At 49.4% G+C, this 19,887-nt stretch carries 22 protein-coding genes; 14 read left to right on the top strand and 8 right to left on the bottom strand.

Going from position 1 to position 19,887, the window contains the following annotated elements; all coding sequences use genetic code 11:
- Positions 1 to 235: 235 nt before the first annotated feature.
- Positions 236 to 979: a YciK family oxidoreductase gene (locus C3B51_RS13575; RefSeq protein ID WP_130245377.1), complete on the top strand. Its 744-nt coding sequence runs from the start codon at positions 236 to 238 to the stop codon at positions 977 to 979.
- A 42-nt stretch (positions 980 to 1,021) separates the two neighbouring features.
- Here the strand turns inward: C3B51_RS13575 and rluB are convergent, their stop codons facing one another.
- The 5 genes from rluB to rnm are packed head-to-tail and all read right to left on the bottom strand — an operon-like array spanning position 1,022 to position 4,805.
- The gene (rluB, locus tag C3B51_RS13570; protein ID WP_125719370.1) at positions 1,022 to 1,882 is read right to left on the bottom strand and encodes a 23S rRNA pseudouridine(2605) synthase RluB; all 861 of its coding nucleotides are present in this window, start codon (positions 1,880 to 1,882) and stop codon (positions 1,022 to 1,024) included.
- Positions 1,879 to 2,466 (bottom strand): SMC-Scp complex subunit ScpB, encoded by a 588-nt coding sequence (scpB, locus tag C3B51_RS13565; RefSeq protein ID WP_125719368.1) that lies wholly within the window; start codon positions 2,464 to 2,466, stop codon positions 1,879 to 1,881. Before scpB ends, rluB begins: the two co-directional genes overlap by 4 nt.
- 50 nt (positions 2,467 to 2,516) lie before the next feature.
- Positions 2,517 to 3,332, bottom strand: coding sequence for a segregation and condensation protein A (locus C3B51_RS13560; RefSeq protein WP_130245376.1), 816 nt, complete (start codon positions 3,330 to 3,332; stop codon positions 2,517 to 2,519).
- Positions 3,333 to 3,334: 2 nt separating this feature from the next.
- Entirely contained in the window at positions 3,335 to 3,955 is a 621-nt protein-coding gene (locus C3B51_RS13555) for an L-threonylcarbamoyladenylate synthase (protein ID WP_046003270.1), read from the bottom strand.
- 4 nt (positions 3,956 to 3,959) lie between these two features.
- Positions 3,960 to 4,805 (bottom strand): RNase RNM, encoded by an 846-nt coding sequence (gene rnm / locus C3B51_RS13550; protein WP_130245375.1) that lies wholly within the window; start codon positions 4,803 to 4,805, stop codon positions 3,960 to 3,962.
- Between the two features lie 518 nt (positions 4,806 to 5,323).
- On the opposite strand from rnm, the gene C3B51_RS13545 reads away from it, so the two are divergent.
- The 6 genes from C3B51_RS13545 to trpA are packed head-to-tail and all read left to right on the top strand — an operon-like array spanning position 5,324 to position 11,844.
- The gene (locus C3B51_RS13545; RefSeq protein WP_130245374.1) at positions 5,324 to 6,898 is read left to right on the top strand and encodes an anthranilate synthase component 1; all 1,575 of its coding nucleotides are present in this window, start codon (positions 5,324 to 5,326) and stop codon (positions 6,896 to 6,898) included.
- On the top strand, positions 6,895 to 7,485 hold the full coding sequence (locus tag C3B51_RS13540) for an aminodeoxychorismate/anthranilate synthase component II (protein ID WP_130245373.1): 591 nt from the start codon (positions 6,895 to 6,897) through the stop codon (positions 7,483 to 7,485). The genes C3B51_RS13545 and C3B51_RS13540 overlap by 4 nt, the downstream gene beginning before the upstream one ends.
- Before the next feature lie 2 nt (positions 7,486 to 7,487).
- A complete protein-coding gene (gene trpD, locus C3B51_RS13535; protein WP_130245372.1) occupies positions 7,488 to 8,492 on the top strand; it encodes an anthranilate phosphoribosyltransferase in 1,005 nt (334 codons plus the stop codon).
- Complete coding sequence (gene trpCF / locus C3B51_RS13530; protein ID WP_130245371.1) at positions 8,485 to 9,849, top strand: bifunctional indole-3-glycerol-phosphate synthase TrpC/phosphoribosylanthranilate isomerase TrpF; 1,365 nt, start codon at positions 8,485 to 8,487, stop codon at positions 9,847 to 9,849. Before trpD ends, trpCF begins: the two co-directional genes overlap by 8 nt.
- A gap of 10 nt (positions 9,850 to 9,859) precedes the next feature.
- On the top strand, positions 9,860 to 11,041 hold the full coding sequence (trpB, locus tag C3B51_RS13525; RefSeq protein WP_125719354.1) for a tryptophan synthase subunit beta: 1,182 nt from the start codon (positions 9,860 to 9,862) through the stop codon (positions 11,039 to 11,041).
- The gene (gene trpA, locus C3B51_RS13520; protein WP_125719352.1) at positions 11,038 to 11,844 is read left to right on the top strand and encodes a tryptophan synthase subunit alpha; all 807 of its coding nucleotides are present in this window, start codon (positions 11,038 to 11,040) and stop codon (positions 11,842 to 11,844) included. The genes trpB and trpA overlap by 4 nt, the downstream gene beginning before the upstream one ends.
- A 16-nt stretch (positions 11,845 to 11,860) precedes the next feature.
- On the opposite strand, the gene C3B51_RS13515 is transcribed toward trpA, so the two are convergent.
- The gene (locus C3B51_RS13515) at positions 11,861 to 12,136 is read right to left on the bottom strand and encodes an HU family DNA-binding protein (RefSeq protein WP_046003342.1); all 276 of its coding nucleotides are present in this window, start codon (positions 12,134 to 12,136) and stop codon (positions 11,861 to 11,863) included.
- A 151-nt stretch (positions 12,137 to 12,287) separates the two neighbouring features.
- Here C3B51_RS13515 and C3B51_RS13510 point away from each other — a divergent pair, with 151 nt between their 5' ends.
- Positions 12,288 to 12,929 (top strand): CPBP family intramembrane glutamic endopeptidase, encoded by a 642-nt coding sequence (locus C3B51_RS13510; protein ID WP_125719350.1) that lies wholly within the window; start codon positions 12,288 to 12,290, stop codon positions 12,927 to 12,929.
- Between the two features lie 51 nt (positions 12,930 to 12,980).
- On the opposite strand, the gene C3B51_RS13505 is transcribed toward C3B51_RS13510, so the two are convergent.
- A complete protein-coding gene (locus tag C3B51_RS13505; protein ID WP_125719349.1) occupies positions 12,981 to 14,405 on the bottom strand; it encodes a sodium-dependent transporter in 1,425 nt (474 codons plus the stop codon).
- A 260-nt stretch (positions 14,406 to 14,665) separates the two neighbouring features.
- Between C3B51_RS13505 and C3B51_RS13495 the strand changes: the two genes are divergently transcribed.
- The 5 genes from C3B51_RS13495 to C3B51_RS13475 all read left to right on the top strand — a co-directional run bounded on the left by C3B51_RS13495 (position 14,666) and on the right by C3B51_RS13475 (position 17,714).
- On the top strand, positions 14,666 to 14,965 hold the full coding sequence (locus C3B51_RS13495) for a YciI family protein (protein ID WP_125719347.1): 300 nt from the start codon (positions 14,666 to 14,668) through the stop codon (positions 14,963 to 14,965).
- A gap of 79 nt (positions 14,966 to 15,044) precedes the next feature.
- Positions 15,045 to 15,296 (top strand): PepSY domain-containing protein, encoded by a 252-nt coding sequence (locus C3B51_RS13490; RefSeq protein WP_125719344.1) that lies wholly within the window; start codon positions 15,045 to 15,047, stop codon positions 15,294 to 15,296.
- Positions 15,297 to 15,299: 3 nt separating this feature from the next.
- Positions 15,300 to 15,974, top strand: coding sequence for a response regulator transcription factor (locus C3B51_RS13485; RefSeq protein WP_046003282.1), 675 nt, complete (start codon positions 15,300 to 15,302; stop codon positions 15,972 to 15,974).
- Positions 15,968 to 17,305, top strand: a complete 1,338-nt coding sequence (locus C3B51_RS13480; protein ID WP_125719342.1) for an ATP-binding protein — start codon at positions 15,968 to 15,970, stop codon at positions 17,303 to 17,305. The genes C3B51_RS13485 and C3B51_RS13480 overlap by 7 nt, the downstream gene beginning before the upstream one ends.
- Positions 17,306 to 17,339: 34 nt before the next feature.
- A complete protein-coding gene (locus C3B51_RS13475; RefSeq protein WP_240657428.1) occupies positions 17,340 to 17,714 on the top strand; it encodes a hypothetical protein in 375 nt (124 codons plus the stop codon).
- Positions 17,715 to 17,754: 40 nt separating this feature from the next.
- Here the strand turns inward: C3B51_RS13475 and C3B51_RS13470 are convergent, their stop codons facing one another.
- On the bottom strand, positions 17,755 to 18,789 hold the full coding sequence (locus C3B51_RS13470) for an AI-2E family transporter (protein WP_130245370.1): 1,035 nt from the start codon (positions 18,787 to 18,789) through the stop codon (positions 17,755 to 17,757).
- Positions 18,790 to 18,980: 191 nt separating this feature from the next.
- Here C3B51_RS13470 and C3B51_RS13465 point away from each other — a divergent pair, with 191 nt between their 5' ends.
- A complete protein-coding gene (locus tag C3B51_RS13465) occupies positions 18,981 to 19,877 on the top strand; it encodes a TIGR01777 family oxidoreductase (RefSeq protein WP_130245369.1) in 897 nt (298 codons plus the stop codon).
- Positions 19,878 to 19,887 lie beyond the last annotated feature (10 nt).

The following is a 19,887-nucleotide window of genomic DNA, read 5'->3' as shown; positions in this document are numbered from 1 at the left end:
TAGCCCTGAACTCAACCTAACTGCTTAATTTAGCTGATAAATTGACCAATCAGAGAATATTTAGTTAAAACCTTTGCAAAAAGGTACTTAAAGGTAAATCTGCTTTTAATAAGACATTAGACCAGTTTAAGTTAACGCAAAGTGTAGCGTTTCGCCAGCCATATTTACAATAAATTCGATAACTTGGCTGTGGTATGTGGTAAAATATGCTGAAAATTTAGCTCAGAGGTTCAAAATGCATACTTATCAAGCAGCTGAGAATGCTTTAGAAAACAAAGTGATTTTGGTCACAGGTGCAGGCGATGGCATTGGCCGGGTTGCCGCACTGACCTATGCCAAACATGGCGCGACGGTGATTCTGCTGGGTAAAACCACCCAAAAACTGGAATGTGTTTATGACGAAATCGTTGCGGCGGGGTATCCGCAGCCAGCCATTGTGCCTTTAGACCTGAAAGGCGCGACAAAACAACACTATCGAGATCTTGCCGCGACTATCGAACAACAATTTGGCAAACTTGACGGGCTGCTAAATAATGCCTCTATTTTGGGCTCATTGGGCCCACTGGAACACTTTTGTGTGTCCACATTCGAAAACATCATGAAGGTCAATGTTACTGCGCAAGCAATGATCACTAAATACCTGTTCCCGGTGATGCGTAAAGCCCCCAGCGCGTCTATTATCTTTACATCTTCGGGAGTGGGCCGTCAGGGACGTGAATTTTGGGGGGCTTATGCCATTTCTAAGTTCGCCACTGAAGGGATGATGCAAACGTGGGCCGCAGAGGTGGGCAAAACCAACATTCGCATAAACTGCATCAACCCTGGAGCCACGCGCACTGGCATGCGCGCTACGGCCTACCCGGGTGAAGACAAAGATAAATTAAAAACACCTGAAGATTTGATGCCAACTTACCTTTATCTGATGTCCGATGACTCGGCAGAGGTAAATGGCCAATCGCTGGACGCCCAGCCTAAGTAAGCCATTAAAAAAGCCGCGAAAAGCGGCTTTTTTGTGTCTGTTTTAACGACGTTTGCTTTGCTTGAGACGCTGATTATGCTTGCTTACCGCCTTACGAATACGGTTTATCTTAGCACGCTTGTCTTTACGCTTTTCAGGCATCACAGACAGTTTAGTTTGCGTTTCCGGGCGCATACCAACAGATTTACGAAGGTAATTCACATCTTCCAGCTTGAGTTCTTCCCAGCCGCCCTGAGGCAGACGTTTGCCCAACTCTAATTTGCCGTAGCGGATACGAATAAGACGTGATACTTCTAGCTCCTGAGACTGCCATAAACGACGCACTTCGCGGTTACGGCCTTCAGTCAAAGTGACGTTAAACCACTTGTTCAGGCCTTCGCCGCCGCGTGGTGCCAGCTTCAGGAATTTCGCCGGACCGTCTTCCAGTTCAACCCCTTTTTTCAGGTTGCGCAGATGCTCGTTGGTTACATCACCAAATACCCGCACCGAATATTCACGCTCCACCTCATATTTAGGGTGCATCAGGCGATTGGCCAGCTCACCATCATTGGTGAACAGCAACAAGCCTGACGTATTAACATCCAGTCGACCAATGGCAATCCAGCGATCGCCTTCAATACGCGGGAGACGGTCGAATACAGTACGACGGCCTTCCGGATCTTTACGCGTACACAGCTCACCTTCAGGTTTATGGTACATCAGGACACGGCAGATCCGCTCTTCCTGTTGCTCCACTTTAACAATATGACCATCGACGCGAATGACGGCGTTTTCTTCTACGCGATCACCCAGTTTAGCAACCTTGCCGTCAACACTGACACGGTTGCTTTCGATGTATTTTTCCATTTCACGACGCGAGCCAACGCCGGCGCGTGCTAAAACTTTTTGTAACTTCTCACTCATTCTGATGGTTCTCTCACAGAAGGATCATCTAACATCTGATCTAGCTTCTCGCCCTGCTGGGGTGGCAGCTCAGGGAGCATGTCCAACCCGTTGAGCGAAAAGTAGTCTAAAAATTGTTTGGTTGTTGCATACAGTGCCGGCTTGCCTGGCACTTCTTTATAGCCCACCACCTTTATCCATTGTCGCTCCAGCAAGCTTTTGATGATGTTGGAGCTCACCGTCACGCCCCGCACCTGCTCAATCTCGCCTCTGGTTATAGGCTGGCGATAAGCGATCAGTGCCAGGGTTTCGAGCGTAGCCCGAGAGTATTTAGGTGCTTTTTCCTGCCACAGGTTGCTAAGCCAGGGGCTTAAACTGGCACAAGCCTGAAAACGATAGCCGGTGCCGACTTCAACCAGTTTGACGCCCCGCGTCTGATAGTGCTCACTCAAAGTTGCCAGTGCCTGCCTGAGGCGGGCATCCGATACATTAATGTCCTGTAAAACGGTTTCTTTCAGCTGCTTTCGGGATAAAGGCTTATCGGCAACGAATATGGCTGCTTCAACCAGTTCAACCAATTGTTCATCACTGATACGGCGTTTCATGCAAGTAGGATAAGGCTAGTCTAAAGCCGCGTATTATGACAGAGCCGGCGTCACTCTTGTAGCTTTAATGACAAATAAATTGTGCTGGCCGGTGCGGCAGCGGGGGCAACCTGCACACAGTCGATCAACTGCTCTTTCAATAACTCAAGCATTGCGATAAATGTAACGACCACCCCACTGCGCCCCTCTGACAAGGTAAACAAGCGGGAAAACTCAACCGGCTCAGGGTGCGCCGACAAAAACTGCAAAATCGCCGCCATACGCTCGCGCGTCGATAAGGCTTCGGCACTGATCTGGTGGTGCTCAAACGTTTTTGCCCGAGCCATTACGTCGCTCAATGCCAGCAGCAGCTCAGCCATATCTATATCCGGAAGTTGTGCCTGTGGCGCGTCTGTTTCTTCCATCAGCGCACGGGCGACAAAAATCTCCCGATCGACACGAGGCAGCTGATCCAGGTTTTCTGCCGCTTTTTTGAATTGCTCATATTCCTGAAGTCGTCTGACCAATTCTGCACGGGGATCTTCCTCGTCCTCCAGCTTTTCATGCACCGGCAAGAGTAAACGAGACTTTATCTGTGCCAGTAAGGCGGCCATCACCAGGTATTCACCAGCCAGCTCCAGCTGCATATCCTGCATCATCTCTACATACTGCACGTATTGCTGCGTGATACTCAGTATTGGTAACTCAAGGATATCCAGCTTATGGCGCTTGATGAGATACAGCAACAGGTCGAGCGGGCCTTCAAACGTCTCCAGTATGACTTCCAGCGCATCCGGAGGAATATAGAGGTCCTCCGGTTTTTCGAGCACCGCCTCGCCATTTAAGAACGCCAGTGGCAGCTTTTGCTGAGCGCCTTGATCAGCCATGATTATTCAAACGGGGCCGTATCACCACAGCCACGGCGCAGGATCACCACTTCATCATCTGACATGTCAATCACAGTCGTCGCCTGCTCTATCAAAAATCCGCCATGAATGATGAGATCAACATGCTTCTCGAGACGCAGCCGAATATCATCCGGATCCGACTCGGTAAATTGCTCATCCGGCAATATCAACGAACAAGACATTAAAGGCTCGCCCAACTCCGTTAATAACGCGGCAGTGATCGGATGCTCAGTGACCCGGATCCCGATGGTTTTTTTCTTCTCATTGAGCAAACGTCTGGGCACTTCTTTTGTTCCTTTCAGAATAAAGGTGTAAGGACCCGGCGTATTATTTTTGATCATGCGAAACATTTGGTTATCGACACGCGCATAGGTCGACAACTCAGATAAATCCCGGCACATCAGGGTAAAATTATGATGTTTTTCAATACCGCGAATACGCTCTATACGCTCCTTCGCCTGTTTATTACCCAGGCTGCACCCAATCGCGTAACCAGAATCGGTTGGGTATACAATAACCCCGCCCTGCTGAATAATATCAACGGCCTGGCGGATCAGACGACCCTGTGGGTTATCGGGATGAATATGAAAAAATTGGCTCACGCTGTCACTCCTCTGTCGCGCCCCAGAACTGCCAAACACCTTGGCAATCTTTTGGTAAGTATAGATTTTTTCCAAGATCCAACCAGTTTGTTGGATAATGAAAATCAGATCCCTGGCTGGCCAGCAAGTTATATTCGCGGCTCAGCTGCCCCAGAAACTGGCGCTCCGATGGTGCCTGTTGTGGTTGTGCTACTTCCATAGCCTTGCCACCAGCAGCACTATACTCACCGAGTAACTTTCTGAGCCACTTATTCGACATCTGATAGCGTCCGGGATGGGCCAGCACGCTCACGCCACCCGCACTGTGTATGGCCTCGATGGCCTCGCTCATAGTGCACCAGCTACTCGGCACATAGCCGATTTTGTTACGGCCCAGATACTTTTTAAACACGCCCTGAATATTTTTGGCAACACCTCTTTCTACCAGCGCTTTAGCAAAATGGGCCCGGGTAATTTCGGCGTTTTCAGCAAGTAATTGTGCTTCCTCATAGATACCTTCAAACCCGCGTTTGGCCAGCCGTGCTCCAATTTCTTTGGCACGCTCACGGCGTTTTTGCTGCTGACTGGCAAGCAAATTTTTGAGTGCATCATTCGACTCATCTATATTCAGGCCGACTATATGTATTTCAAAGCTCTCCCATTTGGTCGAGATTTCAACCCCGGAGATAAGCGACAAGGGCAGTTGCTTATCAGTGATATAGTCACGCGCGGGCGCCAGGCCCGCAGTGGTATCGTGATCCGTAATCGCAAGGACGTCCACACCTCTTTCGGTTGCTCGTTCCAGCAAGTCACTGACCGCCAAACGACCATCCGAAAAAGTACTGTGACTGTGCAAGTCGTATTTAATCAAACTCTCATAACCTTATAAAAAATTGCGGATTTTATTATACCATGTTGTTTACTTTCACGGGGGGTTATCTGACACACTAAACAGCGATAATTCTGCAAACTGCTAGGTCAAAATAACCATTTTTGGGAACTGGCGGAGTTTTTTCCGATTTGACCTTGACACTTTGTCCCATAGTGCGGTTTACTGTGGTCACTAAATTTACATAACGACGACTTAACAAATGAATACACAAACAACTTTCAATATTTGGTGGTGGCACTCGTAATTCGCGGGTGAGTCGTTGTGCATGCAAGATTTTCGAAACCCGCGCTAAACACGCGGGTTTTTTTGTAACTTAATTTTCTCAAAGATATTGTATAGTGATCAATAATATAACAACTCTTTTACTAGTTATGTCTTGGTGGTGGTGCCTGAATTAGCGGGACGGCATCTTTGTACCTAATACACAGACCCCCGCAAGCAAATCGCTTTCGGGGGTTTTTTTTAGATAAATTTATGAAAATTACGAGGAATGAGGTGTGATTTTTAGTCATATAACGACACAGCCCGGGGAAGTAACCAGTATTCGGTTACGGCGAGAGTACATCGCCAGCCCCTTGTCTTTGTTCGCGGCGCTGGATAAGCCCAACTCATTGTTGCTGGAATCGGCAGAAATAGACTCCAAAGACAATGTGAAAAGCATTATTCTGGTTGATACTGCACTGCGCTTTGAATGTCAGGGCAAGCAAGTCATCGTCCGGGCACTGTCTAACAACGGCGAGCAACTGCTGCCCTATCTGGCACAGGAAGTAGAAAACTGCGACGTAACCCTGGATAACTCAGTGCTAACCATTACTTATCGGGATACATCAGCCGATCTCGACGAGTATGCAAAGCTCAAGGCCGATAACGCGTTTAGCGCGCTCAGAACCTGTATCAACCGCATCAAATGCAACTCAGACACACCGTTTTCACTGTTTCTGGGTGGGGTGTTTGCGTACGACATGGTGGCCAATTTTGAACAACTGCCTGACGTGCCGGACGGCGCCAATAGCTGCCCGGACTATGTATTCTATCTGGCCGAGACCTTGCTTATCATAGATCATCAGGCGCAAACCACTGAGTTAATCGGCAATGTGTTCAACGGCCCCGACGTTCATGCGAACTGTTTTGAAGTCGGCCGCCAGCTTGAAGTCCTCAATCAACAATGTGATGCTTTAGAGTCATTCTCGCCAAGTCCGCTGGCAGGTCGCTGTGAGATCAGTGTAGATATCAGTGATGAGGCCTATATAGAGCAGGTGGTAAAACTGAAGCAGCACATTGTCGATGGCGACATTTTTCAGGTGGTGCCCTCGCGTACCTTCTCTTTACCTTGCGCCGATCCACTATCAGCCTACAAAGCACTGAAACAACAAAACCCAAGCCCTTACATGTTTTACATGCGCGACGAAGACTTTGTTCTGTTTGGCGCTTCTCCCGAATCGGCATTGAAATATTGTGAGCAGAGTAATCAGGTTGAAGTGTACCCTATTGCAGGCACCCGACCTCGCGGCAAGTTTGCCGATGGCAGTATCAACCCGGATCTCGACAGCCGCATCGAATTGGAGCTCAGAGACGACCAAAAAGAGCGTGCCGAGCATTTGATGTTAGTCGATTTGGCCCGCAATGATGTGGCCAGGATCAGCATACCCGGCACCCGTCATGCCAAAGAATTGCTCAAAGTAGACCGTTACTCTCAGGTTATGCACCTGGTTTCACGAGTAGTCGGTCAGCTCAAACCGGATCTGGACGCGCTGCACGCCTATCAGGCCAGTATGAATATGGGTACTTTAGTCGGCGCACCTAAAGTCAAAGCGGCAGAATTGGTCAGACACACAGAAAAACAACGACGTGGCAGCTACGGTGGCGCCGTTGGTTATCTGACCGGGGATGGCGCAATGGATTCCTGCATCGTGATCCGCTCAGCCTTCGTTAAAAATGGCCAGGCGCTGGTACAGGCAGGTGCGGGTGTTGTTTATGATTCCGATCCGCAAGCCGAAGCCGATGAAACCCGTGCCAAGGCCAGCGCGGTGATCAAAGCCATTCAATCAACTTATGCAGGAGCGCAGTCATGATCCCCAAGATATACTTTCTCGATAACTTTGACTCCTTCTCCTATAACCTGGTTGATGAACTGTCGCTGCTCGGTGCCGAGCTGGTTGTTTACCGAAACCACCTTGATGCCAGAACGATTTTTGCCAAAATGCAGCAAGAAAGCGGTCCGCTGATCCTGGTTTTATCACCCGGTCCCGGCGCGCCAAAAGATGCGGGCTGCCTGCTGGAGCTGATTGACCTGTGCAAAGGCAAATATCCCATGCTGGGGATCTGCCTGGGCCAGCAGGCGCTGACACAAAGCTACGGCGGTACCATAGGCCATGCTGGTGAAACGGTACATGGCAAATCGTCTCATATCAGCGTAAAGCCTCACCCGGTTTTTGACGGGCTGGGCAAGTCATTTCCGGTTGCACGTTATCATTCGTTAATGGCAACTCAGGTGCCTGATAGCCTTGAGATCATTGCACACTATGAAGATATTCCAATGGCAATTTACCACCCCACCGATAAGGTGATCGGGTATCAGTTTCACCCGGAATCTATTTTAACCCCATGCGGTGCTCAGCTTCTCAAGCAAAGCATCGCCTATCTCACTTGTGAGGAGTAGACATGGACAGTTTGAATTTATTACTTGAACAAAAATCGCTGGATTTTGCCACCGCCACCGACCTTTTTAGCGCCGTTATGCAGGGTCAGCTGGATGAGGTACAACTTACCGCCGCGCTGGTCGCCCTGAAAATCAAGGGCGAAACCGCCGAAGAAATCGCAGGCGCCGCAAAAGCGATGCGCGACCATGCCACGGCATTCGACACCCAGGGCTTGCTGTGTGCAGACAGTTGTGGCACCGGTGGTGATGGCACCAACACCATCAATGTCAGTACCACAGCCGCGATTGTTGCAGCCGCCTGCGGTATTCCTATGGTTAAACATGGCAACCGCAGCGTATCCAGCAAATCCGGCTCTGCCGACTTGTTAAAAACCCTGGGGATCAACCTGGATATGGACCCAATACAGGGTGCACGCTGCTTGCAACAAACCAACTTTACCTTTTTGTTTGCCCCGCACTATCACGCCGGTGTCAAACATGCGATGCCAGTGCGCACTAAGCTCAAAACCCGCACCCTGTTCAATATACTCGGCCCGCTTGCCAACCCGGCTCAGCCTCAGGTGCAGTTGCTGGGTGTTTACGATCCTAAGCTTTGTCGCCCAATGGCGGAGACGTTACAAAAGCTCGGCACCCAGCGCGCCATGGTCGTTCATGGCTCAGGCTGTGATGAAATTGCACTGCATGGCGAAACTCTGGTAACAGAGCTTAATCAAGGCGAGCTGAGAGACTACACACTGACGCCCGAAGACTTTGGACTGGCTCGCTACCCGCTTGAGGCCATCTTTGGCGACACGCCTGAGTTTAATGCCCAGGCAACCCGGGATATTCTCAGTGGCAAAGGCAAAGAAGCACACAATGCGGCCATCATCGCCAACGTCGCCGCGCTGCTGGTCATGACAGACAAAGCAACGGACCTGAAATCAGCCAGTGCTCAGGTTGCAGAAATGCTGGCGTCCGGCCGCTGTGCCGAGAAACTAGCCGAAATTGTGGAGGTGAGCAATGGCTAATGTATTAGAGAAAATCGTTGCTGACAAAGAAGTTGAAGTGGCACAACGCAAGCAAGCGCACCCGCTGGACAGTTTTATAGAGCAGATAACCCCCAGCGACCGCGATTTTTACGCGGCGCTTAGCAGTCCGGGTACTCAGTTTATTCTGGAGTGTAAAAAAGCTTCGCCGTCGAAAGGGCTGATCCGTCAACACTTCGACCTGGACGAAATAACCGCGGTTTATGGCCGCTACGCCAGCTGCATCAGTGTGCTGACTGACAAAAAGTATTTCCAGGGTAGTTTTGATTATCTCAGCTATGTCAGAACTCAGGTGTCACAGCCGCTTATCTGTAAAGACTTTTTTATTGATGAATACCAGGTGTATCTGGCCCGTGTAAGCGGTGGCGATGCCATTTTGCTGATGTTATCAGTACTCGATGACGCACGTTACCAGGTTTTAGCTGATTTGGCTCACAGCCTGAATATGGCGGTACTGACGGAAGTCAGCAATGAGGAAGAGGTTCATCGCGCCCTCAAGCTGGATGCCAAACTTATTGGCATCAACAACCGTAATCTCAGAGATTTAAGTACAGACTTGGCAACCAGCGAACGTTTGCGCAAATTGATCCCGGAAGATAAAACTGTGATCTCTGAGTCTGGGATTTATACCCACGCAGACGTAAAACGCTTGGCGCCCATTTGCAATGGTTTTCTGGTTGGCAGCTCATTAATGGCTGAACAAGATCTGGAAACCGCATGTCGCAAGCTGATCCTGGGCGAAAACAAGGTCTGTGGCCTGACCCGCAGCCAGGACGCCATTGCCGCTTATGAGGCAGGCGCAGTGTACGGCGGTCTGATTTTTTATCCCAAGTCGCCCCGTTATGTTGACATTGACTGCGCCAAAGCGGTCGTAGACAGCGCGCCGCTCAATTATGTGGGTGTGTTTGTCGATGCCCCGCTTGAGCAGGTGATTGAAAATGTCCGGGTTCTGAAACTCAGTGCAGTACAATTGCATGGTAATGAATCACAAGATTATGTCGATGCGCTGCGCCAGCAGTTACCTGTCAACTGCCAGATCTGGAAAGCACAGGGGATCAGCGACCATTTGCCTGAACCTTTACAGGGCGTCGACAAACATTTGTACGACACCAAAGTCAAAGGTCAACTTGGTGGCACAGGTCAGGCATTTGACTGGCAGTTACTAAGCCAGACGCCGGGCAGCTTTATGCTGGCAGGTGGCCTAAACGCAGACAATCTGACACAGGCCTCGTACTTGGGCGCAGCCGGGTTCGACCTGAACTCAGGCGTCGAGACCAGCCCGGGTAAAAAGTGCGCCGACAAACTCAATACAGCTTTTAATACAATTCGTAAATACTGAGGTGGAAACAATGAATACAGGTTATTACGGTGATTTTGGTGGCATGTTTGTCCCTGAATTACTAGTTCCTGCACTTAAGCAGCTTGAGCAGGAGTTTAACAAAGCGCAAAAAGATCCGGCTTTCCAGCAGGAGTTTTATCAGTTACTGAATGAGTTTGCCGGACGTCCGACCCCGCTCACGCTCACCAGAAACCTGGTTAAAAACCCGAAAGTGAAGTTGTACCTTAAACGCGAAGATCTGCTTCACGGTGGCGCGCACAAAACCAACCAGGTGCTTGGCCAGGCGCTGCTCACTAAACGTATGGGTAAATCAGAAGTCATCGCGGAGACTGGCGCCGGACAACACGGTGTTGCAACGGCACTGGCCTGTGCCCTGCTCGGCCTGAAATGTCGTGTATACATGGGTGCCAAAGACGTTGAGCGTCAGCAACCCAATGTATTTCGTATGCGCCTGATGGGTGCCGAGGTGATCCCGGTCACTGCGGGCTCTGGCACATTAAAAGATGCCGTTAACGAAGCGATGCGCGACTGGTCAGCCAATTACAAAACCGCCCACTATTTGCTAGGTACAGCAGCAGGCCCTCACCCCTTCCCGACGCTGGTACGTGAGTTTCAGAAAATGATCGGCGAAGAAGCTAAGCAACAAGTGCTTGAAGCCGAAGGTAAACTGCCGGATGTGGTGATGGCTTGTGTCGGTGGTGGTTCCAACGCGATTGGTATGTTCGCCGATTTTATTGACGAAAAAGACGTGAAACTCATTGGTGTCGAGCCTGCGGGCAAAGGTCTGGATACAGAAGAACATGGTGCGGCATTGTGTAAAGGCACTAAGGGCATTTTGCACGGTGCCTATACCTATATTATGCAGAACCAGGACGGCCAGATTGAAGAGTCTTACTCAGTGTCAGCAGGTCTGGATTACCCCGCTGTTGGGCCGCAACACGCCTATCTGCACGAAACAGGTCGCGCACAGTATGTGGCAGTGACCGACGATGAAGCGCTGGCTGCATTTCAGGCTCTGGCAAAGCACGAAGGGATCATACCCGCGCTGGAATCAAGCCATGCACTGGCCTATGCCCTGAAATATGCAGAAGCACAGGAGCAGGACACCGTAATAGTGATCAATTTAAGTGGCCGTGGCGACAAAGACTTAGCCCATGTCCATCAGGTATTAGAAGCGCGAGGTGAGCTATGAGCCGTTACAATGAGATGTTTAAGCAGCTGAAGGACAAGCAGCAAGGTGCGTTTGTGCCATTTGTTACGATTGGCGATCCGGACAAAGAAACCAGTCTGGCAATCATCAAAAGCCTGATTGAAGGCGGTGCGGATGCACTGGAGCTGGGGATCCCTTTCTCTGATCCGATTGCAGACGGCCCTGTGATCCAGGCGGCGAACATTCGTGCACTGGAGCAAAACATAGATACAGAAGATTGCTTTGAGGTGATCAGTGCCATCAGAGCGCAATACCCTGACTTGCCGATCGGACTGCTGCTTTACTCAAACCTGATCTTTGCACGTGGTCTGGAAGCTTTTTATCAGCAAGCCAAAGCAGCCGGCGTCGATTCAGTCTTAGTTGCCGACGTGCCTTTGCATGAGTCAAAAATGTTCCGCAGAGCCGCGGTAGATGCGGGTATTGAGCCGATTTTTATCGCAACACCGAACGCCAGCGATGATACTTTGCGCGAATGTGCCAGCTATGGCAGAGGCTATACCTACTTGCTTTCTCGCGCTGGGGTAACCGGCACAGAAAGCCAGGTGCAAATGCCAACCGATGAAATCATCACTAAGCTTACCGAGTACCATGCGGCCCCTGCCTTACTGGGTTTTGGTATCTCAACGCCAGAGCAGGTCAAAGCAGCGCTGGACTCTGGCGCTGCGGGTGCCATCTCAGGCTCTGCCGTGGTTAAAATCATTGAGCAGCACCTGGATGACAAACCGGCTATGTATCAGGCCCTGAGCGCTTTTGTCCGCGATATGAAAGCGGCAACGGCACGCTAAGTCGTCTTAGCCTTACTTAGTCAGCCAGAGCATCCTTAAAGGCTTTGGCTGGCTTAAACAACACCTTATTTTGCCCTTCAATCATGATCTCTTCCCCGGTTCTGGGATTTCTGCCCGGCTTGGCCGGATGATAACTCAGCGTAAAGGTGCCCATACCATTGAGCTGGACCTGATCCCCTTCAGAGAGACGTTTGGTGATAAGTTTTAAAAGACTACCCAGCGCAGCCTGCGTGTCTTTTTTAGTCAATTCGCTGTGGGCCGCCATGGCCGAAACCAGTTCACTTTTATTCATCATGCATCCGTCTTTATACAACAAAGCCCGGCAGGCTAAGGAGTTCTGTCGCAAAAGTCAATCAAACAAAGTTTTCCGCGTCCTGCCATACCCGAGTTGAACAGCCTTGACTATAGTTAGGCTAACGTTGTCAGACATACCAGAGGCTACATTGAACGCAAACCAATATCGCTGGTGCGAACTATTCCTGGTGTTTTTTCTGTTACCCATTATTGCCTATGCTTTTCGCCATCAACTCGCCAATTGGTTATTCCCGGCCCTGATTATACTCACAGCTGTGTGTACATATTTGTTACTCACCGATCCACACTTCAAACGTTTTCGCCTCACCAGCCTGGGGACCTTCTCAACTGTGAAGCGGCGGCTATTTTCAACCTTTTTTATTGGTGCGCTGTTCTCTGCGATGTTTTATGGCCTGGTCAATCAGGAAAGCTGGTTTGATATGCCGCTCAACTCCACCCGTGACTGGTTGATCCTGATGATAGCCTATCCGATTTTATCGGTGCTGCCACAAGAGCTGGTGTTTCGCAGTTATTTTTTCCACCGCTACAAACGGATCTTGCCGAAAAAAACCATCCGGGTTGTACTGAGCGCCGCCGTGTTCGCGCTGGCACATTGTGTATACGACAACTGGGTGGCGATTGCACTGTCCTTTGTCGGTGGATTGCTGTTTGCCTATACCTATGCCCACAGCCGCTCTTTGGCGGTCTGTGTGCTTGAGCACAGCCTGTGGGGGCTTTGGGTGTTTACCCTGGGTTTGGGGCAGTATCTGGATTCGGGGGTGACTTTTTAGCACTCGGGCGTTCACAACAGGTGACGCCCGAGTCAGGTATTTCAGGGGCTATTAAAAACCAAACAGACTAAAAGAGAAGAACTTAGTGGTCACTGTGTTCACGAAGATCACAGCAAGGATCACGGGGATAAAGGTCGACAGTGAAAAGTTCACATACTTTTCCATCAAGCTGCCTTTATAATTGGGCGACCCCTGAGCCAACTCCTCAGACAGGTTGTGCTTCTTCCAGCGATACATCACAAACAAGCACACCAGCAAGCCATTGAATGGCAAAATGGTCTCGTAGAACACATCCGAGATCAGCGCAAACATGCTCTGACTGGCACCACCGTAGTTAACAAAATCTGTCAGCCACCCGACCATACCAAACGACATAGTACACAGTACCGTCAATCCGCCGGTTGTCAGTGCCAGCACACCCAGCGCCTTTTTACGGCTAATGCATTTTTCTTCCATCAGCGCAGCGGTAGGTACTTCAATAATCGACACCAAAGAAGTAATTGCAGCGAAAAACACTAACAGGAAAAACAGCGCGGCAACCGCAGAAGCGCCAAAATAGCCTATGTCAGATTGCAGTGCCAGTAACAGTTTTGGCAGATAAACAAATATCATAGACACAGACGAATCACTCAGCTTGGCCGGATCGGTATCCGGGTTAAAGCTAAAGATAGCGGGTAATACCATCAGACCAGCAATGAAGGCAACCAGCGAGTCTGTGATCGCGACCATTTTTGAACTGCCTACAATGTCATCTTTTTTCGAGATATAAGACGCGTAAGTGATCAGAATACCCATACCCAGTGACAACGAGAAGAACGACTGTGACAGTGCACCATTGAGCACGCTGGCATTCATCTTAGAGAAATCCGGCACCAGGTAGTAGCGCACCCCGGCCATGGCATTGTCTAGCGTCAGTACGTAGGCAACCAGGCCAAGCAGCAGCACAAACAGAGCCGGCATCATGAATTTAGCGGCCTTCTCAATGCCCTCTTTAACACCACCGACCAAAATCAGATTGACGATAAGGCCCACGAACACCATGTAGATGAACATAGAGTACTGGTTTACAAAGGCATCAAAGTGGCCAGGATTGGCCAGCATGTCCAAATTCCCCAGCACCGTTTGTACCAGATAGCCGAAAATCCACACAGTAATAACCATGTAGAACACCGCTATCATAAACGGCGTTAATACCGCTATGGCGCCAGCCAGGGACCACTTTTTATCTCCCTGGGTTAACGATTTGTAGGAACCATAAGGGTCTTTTTGTGCCTTACGGCCCATTGCCATCTCAGCCATCATGACAGGCAAACAGATAAAGATAACAAACAGGGCATAAGTCAGCAGAAAAGCACCGCCCCCATTTTTTGTTGCAGACACGGGAAACCCAACCAGGTTACCAATCCCGACTGCGGAACCCGCTGCGGCGAGGATGAATCCCAGCCGCGAGCTGAAGTGCTCACGATTTGCGCTCACAAGAACAACCTTATTATTATTTTGTAAGAATAGTCGATGGACTCTACCAGCCATCAGCACGGCATTTCAAGTATAAACGTCTAATCCGCTCGGCCATTGACGTAAACCTCACACCTTTACACGCTTACACAACGCACTCATAACAAGTTAAACATACACGCCGTGAGATTTGTCTTCATCCATCAGTGGTGGTGGCATTTACACACAGGGCCGGTTCAGTCTATGATAGGCGCAAATAACACAATAATTTTTTGCACCCTATGCTTTATATGATCTATTCAACGGATGTTGAGAACTCTTTGCAGAAGCGCCTGGCAGCGCGCCCGGCACACCTGGCCAGGCTGGATGAACTTGCACAACAGCAACGCTTATTCGCAGCGGGTCCGCTACCGGCTATCGACAGCCCGGATCCGGGTGAAGCTGGCTTTACAGGCTCGCTGGTGATCGCCGAGTTTGATTCTCTGGCACAAGCCGAGCAGTGGGCGTCACAAGACCCCTATATCGCCGCTGGCGTGTATGCCAATAGTGTCGTCAAGCCATACAAGAAAGTATTGCCTTAACAAGTTCAGCATGGGTTAAGTCGTTTTCCAATAGCCTGTGCCACAAGATGTTAAGCAACCCTAACCGTGGAGCTTATAAATGCAGTTGCCAAGATGTCTTGCTACTACGTTAATTTGCTGTGTGCTGGCGTTCCAACCCGCACAGGCCACCGAGAAGCAAGATACCATAAGCAAAAAGCAAGCAGTTAAACTTGCAACCGACAAGTATTCGGGCAAAACCCTCAAGATCTCCAAACAAGGGGAATACTATATAGTGAGGATTTTACTCGATGACGGTCGGATCATAGATTTAAAAGTTCACCAGGTTACGGGCGAAGTGAAGAAGGACTAAACAATGCGAATTCTTGTAATAGAAGATGATATTCAGCTGGCTGAAAACCTGCGCACCGCGCTGGAAAAAGAGAAGTACAGTGTTGATCTGTGCCACGATGGAGAAAATGGTCTTTTTCACTTAACCGAGTACCCATTAGATTTAGCCGTCGTTGACTTAGGTTTACCCAAACTCGACGGTATCGAGCTCATCCGTCAGGCACGAGCAAAAGGGATCAAGTTGCCTATCTTGATCCTGACCGCCCGAGACCGCTGGCAGGAAAAAGTAGAAGGACTGGACGCCGGTGCCGATGACTATCTAACCAAGCCGTTCCACACCGAAGAGTTAATCGCGCGCTGTAACGCGCTGATCCGCAGAAGTGCCGGGCAAGCTAACCCCGAAATTTCGATTGGTCCGGTTAAAATCCATACGCGCTCTCAGCAAGTATGGGTAGAAGACAGAGAACTGACACTGACCGCCTATGAGTACAAAGTACTCGAATACCTGATGGTCAACCCGCACAAAGTGATTTCTAAGTCAGAACTGACCGAACATATTTATGATCAGGACTTTGATCTGGACTCCAACGTGATTGAAGTGTTTGTCCTTCGACTGAGGAAAAAACTCGATCCGGATGGCACACTAAACCCTGTTGAAACGCTTAGAGGCAGAGGCTATAGGTTTAAGAACCAGTGGTAAATCGCGCTCAAATTTCGCTTAAAATAAGGCAAGGATTTATCCTTGTCTTTGTTTTAATTATTGCCCTCCCTGCCCTGTTTTTCTCAATCGGTCGCGCCTACTACGCGACTTTGGTAGACGCCACGGAAAAAACACTGGAAGCCCACCTCTACTCGCTGATCTCTGAGGTTGACTTTGTTACCATGGAGATGCCCAACAGCATTCTTGCACCTGAACTGAATCGTCTCAATTCAGATACCTATGCGCTTATCTATCAGCAAAACGCCTTGGTCTGGCACTCTGAGTCGGCCATGAACCTGACCGTCACACCGGATATTTCACAAAGCAAAGCAGGTGCTGCCGAATTCGAGCGGGTTGAATACAATCAGGAATTATACTGGCAACTCAGCATGACGGTCATTCTGGGCAATGCCAGCCACTCACAACAAGCCAAGTTTATTTTACTCAAGAAAAACTCAGCGCTGGTTGCGCAGATGGCGCAGTTTCGCAACACCTTAGTCAACTGGATGCTGGTAATGGGCGTAATGATAGCCGCGCTCATGGCGTTTGGTTTTATCTGGAGTGCCCGTCCACTGCAAAGGCTGGATAAAGAGATCAAAGCCGTTGAAGCAGGCGAAAGCGATAAGATCAGTGGCCTCTACCCGGTTGAACTCAACACTATCAAAGCCGACCTAAACTTATTGCTGGACTCGCAAAGACGGCAAAAAGAGCGCTATCGCGCTTCACTAAGCGACCTTGCTCATGCACTGAAAACCCCGCTGGCGGTATTAAAATCCAGTCCACTGGCAGAAAATGCCGACGCTCAGGAGCAACTAGACCGCATTAACGCCATGATTGAGCACCAGCTAAAACGTGCAGCATCTGGCGCTTCTGATACCTGGAAAAAGCAAACTCAGGTGCAACCTGTGGTTGACTCTATCCTCAATGCCATGACTAAGGTCTATCACGACAAGCAGATCAACTTTAGTGCCAAATGCCCGGAAGAAGCCGCTTTTTTAGGGGACAAAACCGACTTAATGGAAATTTTGGGTAATTTGATCGACAATGCCTGTAAAGCATGTAGCTCACAGGTCGATATTGAAGTGAAATATAATCAGAGCAAAGGCGTTCGGTTTATTATCAGCGACGATGGTCCGGGGATCCCGGAGCAAAACAGAAGTACCCTGCTGCAACGTGGTACACGCCTGGACACGTATGAAAGTGGCCATGGCGTAGGTATGGCGATTGTATCCGACCTTGTTTCTTCCTATCACGGAAGCATAGACATAGATTACAGCCAGCTGGGCGGTGCCCAGTTCACAATAGAATTTAGTTATGAACAAAACCAATAGAGTACTGTGTTTAGTATCACTTTTAGCATTCAGTATGTCTGCACAAGCTGCAAGGCTGGCATTGCAAGACTGTGCCCACCTCAACTCAGATCATCCCGAAAAAGCCAAACGCTATCTGATGTGTCTCGATGGCAATATTGAGCTGCTGGAACGTGAACGAAAGACCTGGATAACAAAGCTGGTGATGGACACCGAAAATCTGCAAAAAGAAACCGGCAACTCCCAGCTACTGCCTATTATTCAGCGCAGTTTTATCAATCAGGAAAGATACATGGAAGATGCCTGTCGCTGGCGCTACCTTAAACAAATGCCCAATGCCACCTTGGCCGCTAAGGTATACAAGCGCTGTAAAATTGAGTTTATCAAGCAGCACACTGTGGAGCTACAGGCCGACTTTCTGGTTCAGTAGGTCAATACCGTAACCGTGCAGTCAGTGCCAGATGAAATGATCATCTGGCCTGTTGCTGCTCTTCTCCACCGAGCATTGTGGCCAACCAGCGTCCGTCTTCGCTATTCTCCAAAGCAATTTTAACCACCATGGTCAGCGGCACAGATAGCAACATGCCCACAGTGCCCAACAGCCAGCCCCAGAAAATTAGAGACAGGAACACCACAAGGGTACTCAGACCTAAGCCTCTGCCCATAAAGCGTGGTTCAATGATATTACCCATTACAGTATTAATGCAGACATACCCAGCGGCGACAATTGCACTGACCACAGGGCTATGTGTCACCAGTGCCAACAACACCGGGGGCACAGCGGCAATAATAGAACCGATATTGGGAATATAATTAAGCAAAAAGGCAAACACGCCCCACAGCACGAAGTAATCCACATCCAGTATCCACAAAAAGCTCGCGGCTATCACGCCTGTTGCCAATGAGACCAGGGTTTTTATCGCCAGATAACTGTTTATCGAATCCAAAAAGCGATCAATCTGCTTCATTTTCATATCCGGGTCGTCCAGCGCAAGGTGCACTTTAGTGCTGATCATCGGTGCTTCAAACAGCATAAATACCACAGTCAGCAGGATCAAAAAGATGTTCGCCATTACGCCACCAAATCCGGCCAGCATATTGGTTGCAACATCAATCATTTTGCCCGGATCAAACAAAGCGATCAGCTGTTGTTTATCAATCAAAATATTGTACTCGGCCGCCATGTCGACAAACCAGATAAACTTGCTGCGCAGCGCTTCTCTGTATTGTGGTAGCTGGCTGGAAAAGTCGTTCAGTGATTGGCCAACCAGACCCGTCAGGCTCATACCCATTAGCATCACCAGCATAATGATCAGCACAATTGCCAGCCCTTTTGGGATGCGATAATTTGCAAAAAACTTTAACAGTGGATTGCAAATAATGGCAATAAAGGCCGCTAAAACAAAAGGAACAACGATTTCGTTGGCCAGTTTTATTCCGGCTAAAACAATGAACAATGACGCGATAACGACTAAACTTTTAGTGATCCCAGACAATGATGACACGACTTTTCCTTACATTAACTTTGCAAAACCGGGTATGGCGCCGGGCTGCGGCGATCAACGCATCAATAAAAAACACTAGCCCGGCGGCTTCATTGTAACGGAAATTTTTATCAAAGCACGCGGAACTAACAAATTGATCGACAATGCAATACGCTGAGTATAAACACTAAATTATTAAAAATGGATTATACATGAAGGTATTAATTACAGGTGCTACCGGGCTCATCGGCTCAGAGCTGTGCAAGTTTCTTATCAATAAACACAAGATTGTGGCGCTAACACGCAATATCTCCAAAGCCGGGCGTGTGCTGGACAGTAAAATTGAAGCCGTCGATGATCTGGACCTGGTCAACTTTAACGACCTGGATGTGATTATAAACCTGGCAGGTGAGCCCATTGCAGACAAACGCTGGACCGAGAAACAAAAGGCACGGATCATGGATAGCCGCATTACACTGACTGAGGAGATAAGTAACCGGATCCGTGCGTGTGACTCGCCGCCTCATACCTTCATTTCAGGCAGTGCCATTGGCTACTATGGCAGGCAGCCTGCCACCGTTAAAGTCGATGAAGACTTCAACGACCCCTACCCGGAATTTAGCCATCAGCTGTGTAAAGACTGGGAAGCGAAAGCCAATTTAGCCCACAGTGAACAAACCCGGGTGTGTATTGTCAGAACTGGCGTGGTGTTGTCCAGACAGGGAGGCGCGTTGAAAAAAATGCTACCAGCCTTTCAGTTTGGCATGGGTGGACCTATGGCCAGTGGAAAACAAATGATGTCCTGGATCCACATCGACGATATGGTGCAGCTGCTGCTGTTTCTGGTCAAGCATCAGGACTTATCCGGCGTGTTTAACGCCACCGCACCGGCCCCGGTGTCTAACAAGGAATTTGCCGAGCGACTGGCACTGACGTTGAGACGCCCCGCCATGCTAACCATGCCAGAGTTTGTTCTCAAAGCTCTGTTCGGCGAGATGTCTGAGTTACTTATCTATGGTCAGCGCGTACTCCCCCGGCGTGCACTCAAAGCGAACTATCGTTTTCGTTACCCCAACCTCGACGAGGCGCTGCAGCAGCTATTTCATTAGTGAAAGCATA

Origin of the sequence: Pseudoalteromonas rubra (assembly GCF_004212645.1) — a bacterium.
Lineage (GTDB): Bacteria > Pseudomonadota > Gammaproteobacteria > Enterobacterales > Alteromonadaceae > Pseudoalteromonas > Pseudoalteromonas rubra_G.
The sequence above is the reverse complement of the archived record's forward strand: the minus strand, read 5'-3'. Positions and strand labels throughout refer to the sequence as shown.